This window comes from Exiguobacterium sp. SH5S4 (genome assembly GCF_004337045.1).
Lineage (GTDB): Bacteria > Bacillota > Bacilli > Exiguobacteriales > Exiguobacteriaceae > Exiguobacterium > Exiguobacterium aurantiacum_A.
In genome coordinates, this window is sequence record NZ_SJUQ01000034.1 from 1 (window position 1) to 16,435 (window position 16,435).

Sequence of the window (16,435 nt, forward strand, 5' to 3'; positions counted from 1 at the left end):
TCATTCCGTCGACTTCCCCCCGAAGGGTTCCGTCGATTTCCTGCGCTCGACTTGCATGTATTAGGCACGCCGCCAGCGTTCGTCCTGAGCCAGGATCAAACTCTCCAAAGAATTTGATATAGCTCTTGAAAATGACGAAGCTTGCGCTTCAATCAAAACTTGTAAAACTTTTTTTGCCTCATCGTTCAGTTTTCAAAGTTCGTCTGTCGCCGTTAGCGACTAAATGATAATAACATTTCTTTTTAAATCATGTCAACAACTTTTTTCTCATTTTCCGAAAGCGTTGTTGGCAACAGAGATAACTATATCATCCCCCAAACTGCCTGGCAAGCATTATTCTAAAAAAACTTCAGAAAAATTTCTCTTCTCTTTTTCATTAAAGAAGGAATCACTCTCCGCTACTCGAATACGTTCCCTATACTCATTCACAGAAGGTGGCCACAACATGCAGCAACTCCAACCAAAACACAGGTCGCCCCTACGTATCTGGGCTGGGACACAAGCATATACGCTCAAACGAAGTCTCGAATGGATGACGGACGAGAAGCACTATGCGTCCACTAAAAGTAAAGCGCCGTTACCTCATTTGATCCACACCCATCGCACACCTTTATACAGAAGACTCCGTGATGTCGATATGGAAATGCAACGAAACAAAGTGATCAACCTGAACATCGCAATCAAGCAACTTAACAACTTGATCGTCCACCCTGGTGAAGTATTATCTTACTGGAAATCAATCGGGCGGCCGACGAAACGGAAAGGATATGTCGACGGCATGATCCTTCACTACGGCAAAGTCACTACCGGTGTCGGGGGCGGCCTATGTCAACTTTCGAATTTGATTTACTGGATCACACTGCACAGCCCACTCACCGTCACCGAACGTTATCGGCACAGTTACGATGTATTCCCGGACTCTAGACGCGACCAACCGTTCGGCAGCGGGGCGACATGTTCATACAATTATCTCGATCTGCAAATTATGAATCAGACAACCCAAACGTATCAATTGCTTCTATATATAGAAGGAGATGAACTTATCGGCGAATGGCGATCCGACATCCCGCCGGCCGTCAGTTATAAAATATACGAACAAAACCACCATTTCACAAAGGAGTGGTGGAGCGGGACAATCCGGCACAATCAAATTTTCCGAGAAGTCATTTCACAGGACGGCACACTGCTACGCAATGAGTTCATCACTGAAAACCACGCACTCACGATGTATGATCCGTTCCTGCCAGAAAACACTGCATACAAAAAGGCCGACTCCTAATCGAGTCGGCCTTAGCCATTTAAGCGTGTGGCAAGAACATGAAGTATGCGAGGAAGATGACGAGCATTCCGTACACAATCGGATGAACCTCTTTCGCCTTCCCTTTCGCCATCATCATGAGCGGATACAGGATGAACCCGAGCCCAATCCCGGTCGCAATCGATGAAGTGAGCGGCATCATGAGAATCGTCATGAACGCAGGGATCGCAATCTCAAGCTTTCTCCAATCGATATCGAGAAGTGCTGACGCCATCAATACACCGACGATGATGAGCGCCGGGGCTGTGACTGCCGACGTGACGACTGCGAGAAGTGGCGAGAAGAAGAGTGCTAGTCCGAAGAAGAGACCCGCAAATACTGCTGTCAATCCAGAACGGCCACCTGCAGCCACACCCGCTGACGATTCGACGTAAGATGTCGCTGTCGACGTACCGAAAATCGCACCAGCGACTGTAGCTGTCGAGTCAGCCATGAGTGCTTTACTCGCACGCGGTACTTTGTTGTCTTTCATGATGCCCGCTTGACGAGCGACCGCAACGAGCGTACCCGCTGTATCGAAGAAGTCGATGAAGAAGAACGTCAAGATGACGACGAGCATTTGTACCGTGAACACGTCCGCAAAGTTGATGAATGCTTGACCGAACGTTGAAGACATGCTCGGCGGCATCGAGACGATATCCGAGATCGCCGTCGGTGTCGGGACGAGGTTGAAGATCATTCCGACGATTGCTGTCGCGAGCATCCCGATGAAGATACCACCTTTAACGTTTCGGACCATGAGAAGCGCTGTGACGACAAGACCGAATACCGAGAGAAGCGTCGTCCCTGTACCGAGTGCACCGAGACCGACGAGCGTCGCTTCGTTGGCGACGACGATACCGGCGTTTTTCAATCCGATGAAGGCGATGAAGAATCCGATACCAGCGGCGACCGCCATTTTAAGCGGAGCCGGAATCGCATTGACGACCGTCTCACGAATACCTGAAAGTGTTAACACGATAAAGAACAATCCTGAGACGAGAACACCCGAGAGCGCCGTCTGCCACGGGATGCCCATCCCGATGACGACACTGTAGGCGAAGAAGGCGTTAAGCCCCATACCTGGCGCGATAGCGATCGGGTAGTTGGCGAATAGCCCCATCGTGACCGATCCAATAAGTGCGACGAGACCGGTTGCCACGAAGACGGCACCCATGTCCATCCCAGCAGCCCCGAGCACGTTCGGGTTGACGAACAAGATGTACGCCATCGCGAGGAATGTCGTGAATCCTGCGACGAGTTCGGTTTTCACGTTCGTTCCAAGTTCATTCAACTGGAAGTGACGTTCGATCCGGCTTTCTGACGGTTGATGTTTCGGTTCTTGCTTGAGCTGTGTGCTCATTGGTTTTCCTCCTTGGCTCGCCGTAAAACGAGAAAGGTCCCCGATCAATGACCGAGGACCCCACGCGAAACATACAGGGACAGACGTCCCCTTATATATGTCTCGCCGTAGTGAAATCATTTAAGGTGATTTCGTAGAGACTCTCGGGCCATATTCCCGATATTATACGGCAAAATTTAATTTGATTGTTCGGATATGAATAAGAACGTTTTTATCTTATCAGCGTTAAAATTGAATGTCAACAAAATGACGGATTTTATTAATATTTTTTCGTTAAATGTTCGGAATTAGACAAAAGCAGAGGGGTTCCCTCTGCTCAAGTTTATTCCCACTCGATTGTCGCTGGTGGCTTCGATGTGATGTCGTACAGGACACGGTTGACGTGACTGACTTCATTGACGATTCGAACTGAAATCTTTTCAAGCACGTCCCAAGGGATGCGCGCCCAATCCGATGTCATCCCGTCAATCGACGTCACGGCACGAACGCCGACCGCATAGTCGTACGTCCGCTCGTCACCCATGACCCCGACCGAACGGATCGGTGTGAGAACGGTGAAGTACTGCCAGATATCACGTTCGAGTCCAGCCTTCTTCACTTCTTCGCGAAGGATCGCATCAGACTCGCGGACGATTTCGAGCTTCTCTTCCGTGATTTCACCGAGGACGCGAATTCCAAGACCCGGTCCCGGGAACGGCTGACGCCAAACGATGTATTCAGGAAGACCGAGTTCTGTCCCAAGTTCCCGTACTTCATCTTTAAATAGCGTGTTGAGCGGCTCGATCAACGTGAAGTTCATATCTTCAGGCAGGCCACCGACGTTATGGTGCGACTTGATCGTCTGCGCCGTGTCGGTACCGCTCTCGATGATATCCGTGTAAAGCGTCCCTTGGGCAAGGAAGTCCATATCGACGAGTTGAGACGCTTCTTCGTCAAACACGTAAATGAACTCATTGCCGATAATTTTCCGCTTCTGTTCCGGATCAGAGACGCCGGCTAATTTCGCCATAAAGCGTTCTTGCGCGTCGATTTTGATGACTTTCATGTTGAATCCGTCAGCAAACGTCTTCATGACGCTATCCGCCTCGTTTTTCCGGAGCAAACCATGGTCGACGAACATACACGTCAACTGGTCTCCAATCGCGCGATGGACGAGTGCTGCGACGACAGATGAGTCGACACCGCCAGACAAGGCGCAGAGGACTTGTTTATCGCCGACGATCTCGCGGATCTTCTCGACTTCGATGTCGATAAAGTTCTCCATCGACCACTCGCCTTTGGCACCACACACTTCATAGATAAAGTTTTTCAAGATGTCGTTGCCGTACTCCGAGTGACGTACTTCCGGATGGTACTGGACACCATACATTTTGAGGTCGTCGTTTTTGATCGAGGCGACCGGGCAAGACGGGTTCGTCCCATCGACGATGAACCCTTCAGGTGCTTCCATGACGAGGTCACCGTGGCTCATCCAAACCGTGTGCTCAACTGGCAAGCCTGTGTAAAGGGCAGATGCTTCAGGTGTCGAGAACAGCGTCGCTTTCCCATACTCGCGGTGGGCCGCACGTTCGACGCGTCCACCAAAGTGATGCGTCATCAGCTGCATGCCGTAACAGATCCCAAAGATCGGGATACCGAGTTCAAAGATTTCTGGATCGCAGCGGTACGCACCTTCCGCGTAAACGCTGTTCGGTCCGCCCGAGAAAATAATACCGGCCGGGGCAAGTTCACGAATCTCGGCAGCGGTCATCTTATGGGAATGAAGCTCACTGTACACCCCAAGGTCACGCACTCGGCGTGTGATCAACTGATTGTATTGTCCTCCAAAGTCGAGCACCAAAATCATTTCTTGTTCTATCTTCACAAAACCTCCACCTTTCTGCCTTCATCTCAAAAAAAGAGCGAGCCTCTCCCACGGATTCACCAAACCGAAGAAGAAGCACGCCCTTTTTTCTGTATACGAAACGTGCTCCTTCATAGTCGGTCCATTTACGGTGGTCCGGTAGAGACTCTCGCGCCAATTCGCGAGTATATACGAAGGAATGCTTTGTTCAATTGTCTAACTAATGCGTCTATCTTACTGTATGCACCCGTTCACTTCAACTCATAATTCGGCGAATCATGATTTTCCAATATTCTTTATATTTTGAATTCGGAGTTTGATCGGCGTAAAGGCTCTGTTCGAACAAGCGCGTCAGGCGCGTCATTTCGTCCGATTCGTAGTACGCATCGACTTCGGCCGCGAGCTCGGACGGCGTCCGGCCCTCAACTTTAAATCCGGCGCCGCGAAGCCGTTTCACGAGATAACGATGCATCGCCACGAGCCGTGGTTCATTGAGCGGACGTCTCGTCCACCAGAGGACCATAATCAACCGTTCGAGTGACTTGCGGTTCCAGACGAGCAAGGCGACTGCGAACACGATGAGCACCCAAGCCCAAACCGGTATGTTCCACGACTCGGTCGCCGTCTCACCTGTCGCGACGTCGTCGAGCGCCAAGTCTTCTTGCGGACGGTTCGTCTGTTGATTGTTTTGGTTCGCCTGAGGGTCGTTCGCCACTGGATCATCTGCTCGGATGCCCGATTCCGTCTCGACTTGCAACAAGTTGGCGTCAGAGAAACTGATCGTCGCCTCGAGCGGCACCCAACCAGCCCCTTCCACGAAATACTCGACCCACGAGTGGGCGTGGCGGTTTCGGACCGTATATTCTTCCTCACCTTGGATGACTCCGCGTGTATCCCCCATCGTAAAGCCTTTCACCCATCGTGTCGGTACACCGTTCGCCCGCAAGAGCACGGCAGCTGACGTCGAGAAGTTATCACAATACCCGACGAGCGTATCGAACAAGAACTGGTCGACATAGTCGGTCTCACCTTCCGGGGTCGCCACATCTTCCGTATCATATTGGAACTCACCTGACCGAAAGAAGGCTTGGATCGCTTGAGCTTGTTCGTATGGGTTCTCACTGTCGGCCATAATCTCGACCGCTAAATCACGGACCCGGTCCGGTAGCGTTTCCGGCAACTGCAAATAGGCTTGTTGTTCCTCATCCGTCAACGTCATCACCGGTTCGTTCAGTTCGAGTTGTTGTTCTGTAAATGCAGGAACGCTGTATCGCAACTGAATCGTCTCCGGCGTCACTTGTCCGTCATTATCGAATACGATTTTTCCGGAAGGTCGAATGTGGATTGTCTCATTCGGGAACGACTCTTCGATGTCTCCGACGAGGAACTCCTTCCCACTCTCCGTCTCTGCCGCCTGCGGGTACTCCCCGCCATACGGAACGAACGACTGGCGGCGGTCAAATCGGAGCAACGCCTGCTCCGGGGTCGTATCGACCTCATCGTCGACGAGTTGCCCCCGGTTATAGTCAGAATCGAGGACAGGGGCTTCGACCCATCCTTTACCCGTGTAAATCTCTTTCGCCTCGATGCGCCAATAGCGGGCCGGCACACCACGGGCGATGAAGACGATGCCGTCATCTTGTTCGAACGGACCGCCGAGCTGTTCGTCGTTCACGCCGTAACCGACGCGGCCGCTCCCTGAACCGCCCTCGTTCAAAGCGTTTTGGAAACTCGTCGTCACCCGATCGGACCAGTCCCCTTCGATTGTCGGAGACACACTGCCGAGCACGATGACGACCGCCGCGAGCAGGCCGATGCTGACGTAACGGACGAGCGATTTGCTCGGACGCTTCGCCACATCGGTCACGAACAAGAGGAAGAGCGATGCCAAGATGGCGAATAGGATGTTACTTTCACCATCATAGAGCGTCCACGTGTCAAAATACGCCATCAACCCAAGTGTCGACACGATCATTCCGAGAACGAAGCCGTAGCTCGGATACGTCCGGCCGACCAAGATGGCAAACAAGACACCGATGAGCGCCATCGCCGAGAAGAAAACGGCTTCTTCAGGCAGCGCCCCGCTCAATACGCCCGTCAAGTCGTCGAGCCATAGCCCGAACCAGTCGAGCAAACTGCCGTGATAAATGTAGAGGACAGTAAAAAAGTTGAGGACGACGACAGCGATAAAGCCGTACCAAGGGAGCAGGCTCGCAAACATCGGCACGAGCAGCAAAAATAAAAATGGCCAGTTCACATCAAACGTCGTGCTTCCGACGATCGGTTCAACCCAAAATGACAACAAGTAAGCGGCCAGCGCCGTATAAACAATTCGCTTCACCCACTCGGTCATGTCGTCACCTCATTCGCCGTATAGAGATGATAGCTACCTTGGGTCTCATGCATGAGTTCGCGCACCCATTTCGTCTCAAACGGGCTGATCAAAATCAAGTTGCCCGTCTCTTGCGGCAAGTTGCGCTTGACCCGCTCGACGAGACGGCCTTCCGGTTCCGGCGTCGCCGTCAACAGATAATGCCCAAGCTCGGCACTTTGGTCCGGCAAGTGGAACAAGCGGACTTGCTCTTCGATGACGTACAGTTCAAACGGCAAGTTTTTGCGCTCGAGTTGCCGAATCGCCCCGACGAGCAGTGATAGCGAACGTTCGAACGCTTCCTCATGCCCGGCCGAAGCCGACGGCACGAATACGAGCGATAGTTTCTTTTCTTGCTCTTGGTCGAACGTCTTCGTCATCAAGTTGTCTCGACGGGCCGACGCTTTCCAATCGATCCGGCCGATACGGTCTCCGGCCGCATACTCACGGACACCGCTCGTCGTGTTGGCGACTTCGGTATATGTCCGGGTGCGCCGATATTGCTCGCCCCGTCCGCCGACGTGTTCATCGCGCGGCAAATCGAAAGGAAGTTCAGCCGGGGAGACTTCGACGACCGTCTCAATCCGAAGCGTCCGTTTACGGTCGAATAACCCAAAGACGTCACGCACGTGAAAAAGCGTCCGGTCAAACACATGAATGCCACGTTTAATGTGTTCCACTTCATAATGGACCGTCTCACTGCGTCGAAAGAAACGATCGACCGGGATCACGATTGGATCCGTCACCTCGGCCAAGCGCGGTGGCGGTGTCTCTTCGAGCGTGACGACACCGACGAGGAACGGGTACTTCCGTTCGATTCGAAGTGCCACGTCCATCGTCTGCCCGGAGACGAGGCGTTTTGTCGTGACGCGACGAGATACGTTCGCCGCCGTGACCGGATACACCATGAACAGCGTCCAGTACACGGTCAAGACGAAAAATGACCACCATAGCGTCGACGCGACGATACTCCCTTCGATGCGAGCGAACGCATAAAGTCCGAATGCCGCCGCCCAGACGAGGAACAGCTTCATCCAATTTTTCATACTTCCTTGACCTCGCGATCCATCGGGACAGGAAGTGTGTCGAGCCACCCTTTGACAAGTTGCTCTGACGTCTTCCCTTTATAGCGCGCTTCCGCCGTCAACAATACCCGGTGCCCGAGCACGCTTCCCGCGAGCGCCTTGACGTCATCCGGTAAGACGAAATCACGGTTATGGATGTATGCCCACGCCTGAGCCGTTTTCATTAGAGCGAGCGTCGCCCGCGGACTTCCGCCGAGGTATGTGAACGGGTCGTTCCGCGTCTCATGAATCAAGCGGACGATATACTGCTTGACCGCGCTCGAGACGTGGACGTCGCGTACTTCACGCTGCATCTGTTCCACTTCTTCTTTCGAGATGACACTTTGCAACGCTTCTAGCGGTTCTGCCTTCTCGAAACGGGTCAACAAGGCAATCTCCTCATTGAATGACGGATAGCCCATCTCGATTTTGAGAAGGAAACGGTCGAGTTGGGCTTCCGGTAACGGATACGTCCCTTCATGCTCGATCGGGTTTTGGGTCGCCATGACGAAGAACGGCGACGGAAGAATCTTCACTTCGCCGTCAACGGTCACACTGCGCTCCGCCATCGCCTCTAAGAGCGCCGACTGCGTCTTCGGTGACGTCCGGTTGATCTCGTCGGCTAGGACGATGTTTCCCATAAGCGGACCGGGACGATATTCAAACTCTTTCGTCTTTTGGTTATACATCGAGATGCCCGTCAAATCGGACGGGAGCATGTCTGGAGTGAATTGAACGCGTTTAAAGTTAAGGTCGATGGCACGGCTGAACGCACGGACGAGCATCGTCTTCCCGACACCCGGGACATCTTCTAACAGCACGTGACCTCCGGCAAGCAAAGCAGTCAAACTTTTCGCGATGACATCTTCTTTTCCGACGATCACCGTCTCAATGGCGGTGATGATCGATTGAATGGCTGGACGATAAGACATGGCCGACTCCCCTTTTTCTCTTGTTCCTGTCTCTTCCGAAATTCGAATGTTCTGATTTTATTGTGACATATTGAGCCGCTTGAATGAAAGAAATACCTCGTGCGAATCGGCTTTCCGTTCTTTACCCGAAAACAGGCGCCCTCTCTCCAAAACGAGCGGGCGCCTGCCAGATTATTTAGGTCGTTCAATCTCGAACTGTTCCCCGATTTTGGCATAAAAATCGCCGGCCAGACGGCTAATCGGTGCCAATTGCGCTAGGTCGACGCGCCCGGCTTGATACAATTCGGGATTGACATGAAAACGGACGACACGGGCGATTAAAACATCGGCCGTCACTTTTCCGTCATGTTCAATCGGAACGTGATGATGAAGTTTACACTCCATCCGGATCTTCGCTTCTTTGACACCCGGCGTTTCAATCACGTCACTCGGTTCGAGCGTGAACGTCGTCCGGTCGAGCTCACTTTCCTCCGGCCCTAGGTTCGCCGCCGTCTCATTTACGAGTGCGACGTTCGTCTCATCGACGATATGAATCACGAGTTCTTCCGTCGCAACTGCATTCCGAGCCGTATCTTTCATGACACCGTCTTTCCGTTGGATGGACACCGAGACGAGCGGAGGGTTTGACGCGATGATATTAAAGTAACTGAACGGGGCAGCATTGATGACATCACCGTTGCGCGTCGTCACAAAAGCAATCGGCCGCGGGACGATGCTCCCGATTAAAAATTTATACGTGTCTCGTTCAGTCAATGCAGTCGGATCGATTGATAACATAGCCCACCTCTTCTTTCATCATATTGTTACTTTCAAGCTAGCTGTTTCGAATGGACGATGTCAAACGTAAGCGCATCGGAATGTGTAGGATCATTAAATTAGGGGTAAATCTGTCTAGATATATTAATTAGATAAAAAGAAAAATCAGACGATTTCTCTTTATGTATATTTCGATTATTTGATGAATGAATGAAGTGAAGTGGTTTTTAGATATGGAAGGAAGTAGAGAGAATTATGAGCAAGTGGGTTGAACAATTGGACAGTCGCCAAATACTCCGCATCTTATACGGAGTATGTATCGCCAGCCTCGTCTTGACCGGGATCGGAGCTTGGTTCGTTCGAGACGGGACTGTCTCGTCAAGCGAACTGATGTCGCTGCGTTGGATCTGGGTAGTCGGGTTAGCCATGTTTATCGGAGCTATTTTATTAATCGGGCGACCGCTCATTAAACGGACGTCTGCTCAAAATGAAAACATGCACGCGAAGCAGCAAGAGATGCAACAAGTGCTCGAGGAATCAAAACAAAACGAGACCAAACTACAATCCCGAAACGAATTAATTGAAGTGCTCGCCTCAAAGGAATCGTTGTTCGATTACTCGTCGGTCATCGAAAAAATCGTCTCGTTGACCGAAGCAGAATTCGGCGCGTTGTTGCTCGTCAAAGACGGAGAAATCCATTCGGTCGTCCCAAACGGAATGACCGAGGAACAACAAGAGAGCTTAATCGAAAAATCATATCTATTACAACGTACCATGACCTCACAAGCACTCGAGGCGACGTCGAAAAAAATTGCCGACGATGTTCACAACTATCCTTACTATATCCACGAGACGGCCATCCCGGTAAAGGATCCGTCTGACGGCACGATGATCGGGTGCCTCTATCTCGCTTGTTATGACGAACAGTTCGATGCGAGCGAAAAGTCGGAATTGAACGCGTTCGCGAATCAATTAGCGATTTCCTTGCTACGGACGCGCCTTTACAGTCAGATGCAACAAGATCGGAAAGAGACGGCCCAATTGATCAACTCGGTGCGCGAAGCGATCCTCTACTTGAACTATGAAGAACAGACCGTCGTCGGTAACCGGGCTTTCGTGCGCATGTTCGATGAGCTTCAGTTCGAATACAAAGGCTATGAGGAATTGGCCACCGTCTCGATCGATATCGAACAGTTGGCCGAACGCGTCGACCAACGTGAGTTGTTCATCGACTATGTCGAACGCGTCTTCAACCAAGACCCTCCGGTAGACGGACTTTCGATCTCGCTTGACCAGGGGGATTGTCACCTCCAAGTGTATGCGGAGAGTATTTACCGGGACGAGACGCTTCACGGAACGATGCTCGTCTTACGTGATGTGACGGCCGAAACCGAAATCGACCGAATGAAGTCCGAGCTCGTCTCGACCGTGTCTCATGAATTACGGACGCCGCTGTCATCGATTTACGGGTTCACAGAATTGATGCTCGAACGTAATTTGAAAGACAGCCGCCGCGAATTGTATTTGAAGACGATTCATGACGAGGCGAAACGCCTCTCCTACTTGGTCAGCGACTTCCTCGACCTTCAAAAGATGGAGGCCGGAAAACAGACGTTCGAGTGGGAACATGTCGATTTGTATACACTAGCACGCGACAGCATCACATTCTATCAAGAGACGACCGACCTGCACCACATTCACCTCGACGCCGACTCGGCCCAAGATTTTCATATCGAGGCAGATCTCGGCGGGATGCAACAACTACTCGGCAACTTGCTCAGCAACGCCATCAAATACTCACCAGAAGGCGGCAACGTCCTCGTCTCGCTCGAACGGATCGACGATCAAGTCGTCATAAAAGTACGCGATAACGGGATCGGCATCCCTTCGTCCGCTCTGCCGAACTTATTCGGAAAATTTTATCGTGTCGACAATTCGGACCGTCGTAAAATCGGCGGGACCGGGCTTGGCCTTGCCATCTGTAAGGAAATCACTAAAGCACACGAAGGCCACCTACACGTCGAATCGATTTACGGTGAAGGCAGCACGTTCATCTGTGAATTACCAACTTTAAAAGAAGCGGTTCATCAATGAACACGATTGGCATTTAAGCCGATCGTGTTTTTTACTGCCTTTTGCCTTTTAATAAAGGAATCTTTTGGCATAATATAGAAAAACAATAGCAACGGAACAGAATTCGTTCACTCGGTTACACCTATGCCAATATTCTTACACGTCTTTTATAGAAAAGAAGTTATACTAAGGAAGAAGAGAGACACACGATTGGAGGTCATGAAGTTGGATCACCAGGACCCACCCGCGTTTTCAGAATTAGGCGACTTTAAACAATGGGGACGTTTTGATTTAAACGTTCCACTTCAAGGTGGACAAACCGAACTCCAGATTGCCGTATCAATCGTGAGAAACCACATCCCGCTTCGCTTAGGTGGTTTCTACATCATCGCGAACGAGGATCATATCCTCCACAGCGGTTCCCACGATTCAAACTTGCAAAAGCACATCATCCACTTGATCCAACAAGTACAGGCAGGGCATGCGGAACAAGAGTCACTTCTCCATGAATCGTTTTGGACGATTCACTATTTCACCACACCATGAGAGAGACGATTCGGGCGTCTCTTTTTTTGCGCGTGAAAAAACGCCTCCTTTTGGGAGACGTTATTCGGATTGAGACATAATCGTTATTACTTTTTCGTAGTATTCAGTGGCTAGTTTGTACTTGCCGTTTTCTCTTAGTTCTCGCGCAAGCCAAAGTGCATATTTTTTTGTGTACATGTATTCATCATGGGATTCGAAATATGAGACTGCTTTTTTCAAGCTGAAGATCAGTTTATCTACATTTTTTTCTTTAAAATAATTCAAATATATATCAAAGTGATGATTGAATTCTTCTATTTCATTTTCTTTTTCCATTAAGTCATATCCTACTGTTAACCATTTCCCCACACCTTCTTCGTTACTTTGATCAAAGTTAACTTCAATTAACGATAAAACACTATATAATTTGCTTCGCACATCAATTTTATATTCAAAACTTTCAATAAAATACTGCAAAGCTTTATCTTGCTCACCAAGCAGAGAATAAATTTCACCCATATTGTTGTAAAGCATGCCATAATAATTCTTTAAATCTGTGGCACTTATCACTTTAATCGCTTTCTGATAATAAGATAATGCATCAGAAAAACGCTTCCTCCTCTTATAAGATAGACCAATAATTAAATGACATTCTACAATTCTCTCTAAATAAAAATTCTCTTGGAAATAAACGAGTGCAAATTTCACATTTTCGATTGCTTGAATATTATCTGTAAATTTATAGTAAAGTCCCCCCATGATGTAACGGATATCAGCGACTTCCCAATCAGGTATTCCTGAACCCGCTAATTCTTCGTTTAATTTTTCCACAAGTTCAAAAGCAAGCTCTTTCTCATTCTTATGAAACATCTTTAGAGCCTTTATAATTGTGTATCTTAGCTGATCGTCTTTGGTCAACTGGTCTTCAATCCAACCAACCTCTGTAACATATCGCTCATCACCACCAGGCATCATACCAAATCTTGCCAGAGTAACCATCAAAGTAATATACAGAGTCCTCGACTGTTTGACAGCTGGATGTTCTATATATTTTTTAATCATATTTTGCTTATCTTGATCATTACGATTTAAGATTGCTTCTTTTAGCAGACTTCGAATTTCACTTCTTACTTTCTCTACTTGATTGCTAAAGTCAAAATAGAGTGGTACATCCAGATCTAACCTATCAAAAATAAGTTCCAGTACTTCTTCACTAGGAGAAGTTTGATTATTTTCAATTTTACTTAAATAAGAAACTGAACAAATCCCTCGGGCTAAAACGGTTTGTTTCATATTTTTTCTCATTCGCTCTACTTTAATTAGGTTTCCATAGTTATATTCCATTATAAGCAGTAGCCCCTTCGCCCTAATATCAGACAGTTTTTTGTTATCATCCTTCTGTTTCTTTCGGATTTAGGAAAATTTAAACGTTTTGTATCAAAAAACAGGCCTTTCGACTGAAAATTTCCCAACTAGTCACAGTTCGACCGATACACAATTCATGATAAGATTTAACTATAAAAGAGTAATCACTTAAGATAATTTTAGGTACAAAGATTCAACCTAAAAAAATAAAAGGAATCTAAGTCAATGGAGGTGAATACATCATATGGGTAAATTAAACTTTTTACTTGCAGAAGATTACATTAAGCCTAGAATATACTTCCAGTCGAAGCAAACGTCTTCTTTCAAGGCTTCTTATTCCTATACTGACACTAATCAGTTCGAGGGATTAGAACATTTGACCCAATTGTTACGTTCATCTAAAGGCTTTATCCTCAACGCGTTTCAAATTGATTACTATCAGGCTTTACCAAAACTAATCGCTAGAACGCTTCAAGAAAATCGTTCTCATAAAAAGCTATACATTCTTGGGCCTGAACTGTCTCTCTCTATTCTAAAGCGCAGTTCAAAAACAGTCTATGAGAAACATTTTCAAGAGTTCGGCTATATCAACATTGAACAGGATCAACAAATTGTTATCAGCCAGTGTCTATCTTTATTGAAAGAAGGACACATCTTATATATTCTTCCAGAAGCATCAATCTGCTGGCGACCAGAACCACTCCAACAGTTTGAAAATCAATTTCCTCCTCTTTGCAGCACACTGCTCAGTCAAGAAGCCCATGTTCCAATTTTGTCATCTGCTACGACAGAAGAGTCTGACAAAGTTACGCTCTATGAACCGAACATGCCACAACAATTCATCGGAGATTTTGAATCACGGATTGAACAACAATCTGAAGCAATCTACACATTGCTAGAATCACCACTCTCTGACTACTGAGCGACATCACACTAGGGATCACAGCTTATCCACATAAACCAACACACATCGGAGGAATTTAATCATGAAAAAAGCAACAGGATTCTTTTTTATCGCCGCAGCAATTTTTCTACTAGGAAGTTCGTTTAAACCACTAGCCGAAGAAGCTCCACGTATTACTAAAATCGAAGCTCCAGTTTTAAAATATGCTGAAGAAGCTCCACGCATCACTAAAGTTGAATCACCAATCAGAAAGTTTGCTGAAGAAGCTCCACGTATTACTCAAGCTGTGGAAACAACTAAACCCTTTTCTGAAGAGCTTCCACGTCTTATCTAATTTCAAAAAGCGTTTCTCATATGAACACCTCAAGAAGTTCGGACTTAAGAGTCCCACTTTCTTGAGGTGTTTTTATAGGTAGATAATTTAGTTTATCTTCGTGTCTCTTTTTTATTCCGGGTGCGACTATCGTTCTATTTTTTAAAAAAAAGATAAACAATTTACATATTAATCTCCATTTTTTTCTTGTTTGCTTATATAATAGCGAAGACATGAAGACGATTTCATTTCATCGTTATTTCAAAGATTCAAGAAAAAGGAGCGAATCACGATTGAATATAGAAAAAACACCTTGGCATTTAAAACTCTTACTTAGCACATCCCTCGTCTTCACTGGCGTAGCAGTCATCCCGCTCGAGCTTTCACAGACCGGATTTGAATCAACTCGTGTCGAAGCGGCCACTACATATAAAACAACAGCTAATTTAAATCTTCGCCTTAGTGCAGCGACTTGGAGCAAAGTCCTTCTGACAATCCCAGCAGGCGCGACGATCAAATATATAAGCAAGTACGGCTCGTGGTATAAAGTCTCTTACGGTGGCAAGACGGGGTACGTCGCTTCACAGTATGTGAAGCAGACAACCGCTTCGACGATGACGACTAGTTCAACGAAAGCCTATACGACAACCGTCAACTTAAATTTACGGAAAAGCGCCTCGACGAGAGGTACGATTCTGTTGACGATTCCAACAGGGAAACGAGTGACTTATGTCAGCACATACGGTTCATGGTACAAAGTGACGTATGGCGGACAGACCGGTTACGTCTCCTCACAATATTTAAAAGCTTCAAGTCCATCGACAACGACAAGCTCGACGAAAGCTTATACAACGACTGTCAACTTGAACTTGCGGAAGAGTGCCTCGACGACCGGAACGGTATTGCTTACCATCCCATCTGGCCGCAATGTGACTTACCGAGGGACGTATGGCTCGTGGTATAAAGTCTCTTACGGTGGGAAAACCGGCTACGTCGCAGCGCGCTATTTGAAAGCGGGCACAACGACGACACCCACTACTTCAACCGGATCAGGACGCACCGTCGTCATCGATGCCGGTCATGGCGGGAACGATCCGGGTGCGGTTTACGGATCTGTCCAAGAGAAAGTCATTGCACTCGACATCGCTAAGCGCCTGGCGAACACTCTCTCGAGCACGTACAACTATAACGTCAAAATGACTCGTGCAAACGATGGCTATTTATCCTTAGCCCAGCGTGTCTCGTTGACAAAGTCTTATAAAGGGAGCGCTTTTGTAAGCGTCCATGCCAACTCGGCACCGAGTACAGCCTACCACGGTCATGAAGTCCTCGTCCCGACGACGGAAAGCTACACGACGAATCCTTATGCCTCCGCAAGTCGTAACTTAGGAGCGGCCATCAACCGTGAACTCGGCGTACGCATCCCGACCATCCGCAACCGTGGTGTGAAATATCAAAACGTTTACGTCGTCGGAAAGAATACCGTCCCGTCGACGCTCGTCGAATACGGATTTATTAGCAACGCGAACGATCGCGCTCATCTGACGAGTACGACATATCGTCAACGGATGGCTGATGCGACTGCTTCCGGCATTCATCAATTCATGCGTTCATCTAACTAATTCAAAG

At 48.4% G+C, this 16,435-nt stretch carries 13 protein-coding genes, 1 rRNA gene and 2 riboswitches; of the genes, 6 read left to right on the forward strand and 8 right to left on the reverse strand.

The features are described 5' to 3' along the window. Positions 1–111 (reverse strand): 16S ribosomal RNA (locus EVJ32_RS14395); the annotation flags it as partial. Between the two features lie 334 nt (positions 112–445). Between EVJ32_RS14395 and EVJ32_RS14400 the strand changes: the two genes are divergently transcribed. Beyond that, positions 446–1,279: a VanW family protein gene (locus EVJ32_RS14400; protein WP_131458889.1), complete on the forward strand. Its 834-nt coding sequence runs from the start codon at positions 446–448 to the stop codon at positions 1,277–1,279. A 19-nt stretch (positions 1,280–1,298) separates the two neighbouring features. Here EVJ32_RS14400 and EVJ32_RS14405 read toward each other — a convergent pair whose 3' ends face one another. From EVJ32_RS14405 to EVJ32_RS14430, 6 genes are all read right to left on the reverse strand, one after another. After that, the gene (locus EVJ32_RS14405) at positions 1,299–2,660 is read right to left on the reverse strand and encodes an NCS2 family permease (protein WP_131458890.1); all 1,362 of its coding nucleotides are present in this window, start codon (positions 2,658–2,660) and stop codon (positions 1,299–1,301) included. A gap of 88 nt (positions 2,661–2,748) precedes the next feature. Next, a riboswitch (purine riboswitch) is annotated at positions 2,749–2,850 on the reverse strand. A gap of 132 nt (positions 2,851–2,982) precedes the next feature. Beyond that, complete coding sequence (gene guaA / locus EVJ32_RS14410; RefSeq protein ID WP_070329119.1) at positions 2,983–4,506, reverse strand: glutamine-hydrolyzing GMP synthase; 1,524 nt, start codon at positions 4,504–4,506, stop codon at positions 2,983–2,985. A 111-nt stretch (positions 4,507–4,617) separates the two neighbouring features. Then, positions 4,618–4,718: riboswitch (purine riboswitch) on the reverse strand. A 41-nt stretch (positions 4,719–4,759) separates the two neighbouring features. After that, complete coding sequence (locus EVJ32_RS14415; protein ID WP_131458891.1) at positions 4,760–6,856, reverse strand: transglutaminase domain-containing protein; 2,097 nt, start codon at positions 6,854–6,856, stop codon at positions 4,760–4,762. Then, positions 6,853–7,920, reverse strand: coding sequence for a DUF58 domain-containing protein (locus tag EVJ32_RS14420; protein WP_131458892.1), 1,068 nt, complete (start codon positions 7,918–7,920; stop codon positions 6,853–6,855). The genes EVJ32_RS14415 and EVJ32_RS14420 overlap by 4 nt, the downstream gene beginning before the upstream one ends. Then, entirely contained in the window at positions 7,917–8,870 is a 954-nt protein-coding gene (locus EVJ32_RS14425) for an AAA family ATPase (protein WP_070329107.1), read from the reverse strand. The genes EVJ32_RS14420 and EVJ32_RS14425 overlap by 4 nt, the downstream gene beginning before the upstream one ends. Before the next feature lie 171 nt (positions 8,871–9,041). After that, positions 9,042–9,647 carry a flavin reductase family protein gene (locus EVJ32_RS14430; protein WP_131458893.1) on the reverse strand — a complete coding sequence of 202 codons (606 nt, stop codon included), beginning with the start codon at positions 9,645–9,647 and terminating at the stop codon, positions 9,042–9,044. A gap of 234 nt (positions 9,648–9,881) precedes the next feature. Between EVJ32_RS14430 and EVJ32_RS14435 the strand changes: the two genes are divergently transcribed. Together EVJ32_RS14435 and EVJ32_RS14440 are read left to right on the forward strand one after the other, a co-directional pair. Further along, positions 9,882–11,720, forward strand: coding sequence for an ATP-binding protein (locus EVJ32_RS14435; RefSeq protein WP_236635542.1), 1,839 nt, complete (start codon positions 9,882–9,884; stop codon positions 11,718–11,720). A gap of 204 nt (positions 11,721–11,924) precedes the next feature. Further along, entirely contained in the window at positions 11,925–12,245 is a 321-nt protein-coding gene (locus tag EVJ32_RS14440) for a hypothetical protein (RefSeq protein ID WP_131458895.1), read from the forward strand. A 60-nt stretch (positions 12,246–12,305) separates the two neighbouring features. On the opposite strand, the gene EVJ32_RS14445 is transcribed toward EVJ32_RS14440, so the two are convergent. Beyond that, a complete protein-coding gene (locus EVJ32_RS14445; protein ID WP_131458896.1) occupies positions 12,306–13,568 on the reverse strand; it encodes a tetratricopeptide repeat protein in 1,263 nt (420 codons plus the stop codon). 265 nt (positions 13,569–13,833) lie between these two features. Here EVJ32_RS14445 and EVJ32_RS14450 point away from each other — a divergent pair, with 265 nt between their 5' ends. From EVJ32_RS14450 to EVJ32_RS14460, 3 genes are all read left to right on the forward strand, one after another. Further along, on the forward strand, positions 13,834–14,511 hold the full coding sequence (locus tag EVJ32_RS14450; RefSeq protein WP_131458897.1) for a hypothetical protein: 678 nt from the start codon (positions 13,834–13,836) through the stop codon (positions 14,509–14,511). Positions 14,512–14,575: 64 nt separating this feature from the next. Continuing rightward, positions 14,576–14,827, forward strand: a complete 252-nt coding sequence (locus EVJ32_RS14455) for a hypothetical protein (protein WP_070329102.1) — start codon at positions 14,576–14,578, stop codon at positions 14,825–14,827. 272 nt (positions 14,828–15,099) lie between these two features. After that, positions 15,100–16,428 (forward strand): N-acetylmuramoyl-L-alanine amidase family protein, encoded by a 1,329-nt coding sequence (locus tag EVJ32_RS14460; RefSeq protein ID WP_236639524.1) that lies wholly within the window; start codon positions 15,100–15,102, stop codon positions 16,426–16,428. Positions 16,429–16,435: the final 7 nt, after the last annotated feature.

Bases quoted from the DNA above. Each gene is read 5' to 3' on its own strand.
- EVJ32_RS14400 (WP_131458889.1), top strand. From the start codon at position 446: ATGCAGCAACTCCAACCAAAACACAGGTCGCCCCTACGTATCTGGGCT.
- EVJ32_RS14405 (WP_131458890.1), bottom strand. From the start codon at position 2,660: ATGAGCACACAGCTCAAGCAAGAACCGAAACATCAACCGTCAGAAAGC.
- guaA (WP_070329119.1), bottom strand. From the start codon at position 4,506: ATGATTTTGGTGCTCGACTTTGGAGGACAATACAATCAGTTGATCACA.
- EVJ32_RS14415 (WP_131458891.1), bottom strand. From the start codon at position 6,856: ATGACCGAGTGGGTGAAGCGAATTGTTTATACGGCGCTGGCCGCTTAC.
- EVJ32_RS14420 (WP_131458892.1), bottom strand. From the start codon at position 7,920: ATGAAAAATTGGATGAAGCTGTTCCTCGTCTGGGCGGCGGCATTCGGA.
- EVJ32_RS14425 (WP_070329107.1), bottom strand. From the start codon at position 8,870: ATGTCTTATCGTCCAGCCATTCAATCGATCATCACCGCCATTGAGACG.
- EVJ32_RS14430 (WP_131458893.1), bottom strand. From the start codon at position 9,647: ATGTTATCAATCGATCCGACTGCATTGACTGAACGAGACACGTATAAA.
- EVJ32_RS14435 (WP_236635542.1), top strand. From the start codon at position 9,882: ATGAGCAAGTGGGTTGAACAATTGGACAGTCGCCAAATACTCCGCATC.
- EVJ32_RS14445 (WP_131458896.1), bottom strand. From the start codon at position 13,568: ATGGAATATAACTATGGAAACCTAATTAAAGTAGAGCGAATGAGAAAA.
- EVJ32_RS14450 (WP_131458897.1), top strand. From the start codon at position 13,834: ATGGGTAAATTAAACTTTTTACTTGCAGAAGATTACATTAAGCCTAGA.
- EVJ32_RS14455 (WP_070329102.1), top strand. From the start codon at position 14,576: ATGAAAAAAGCAACAGGATTCTTTTTTATCGCCGCAGCAATTTTTCTA.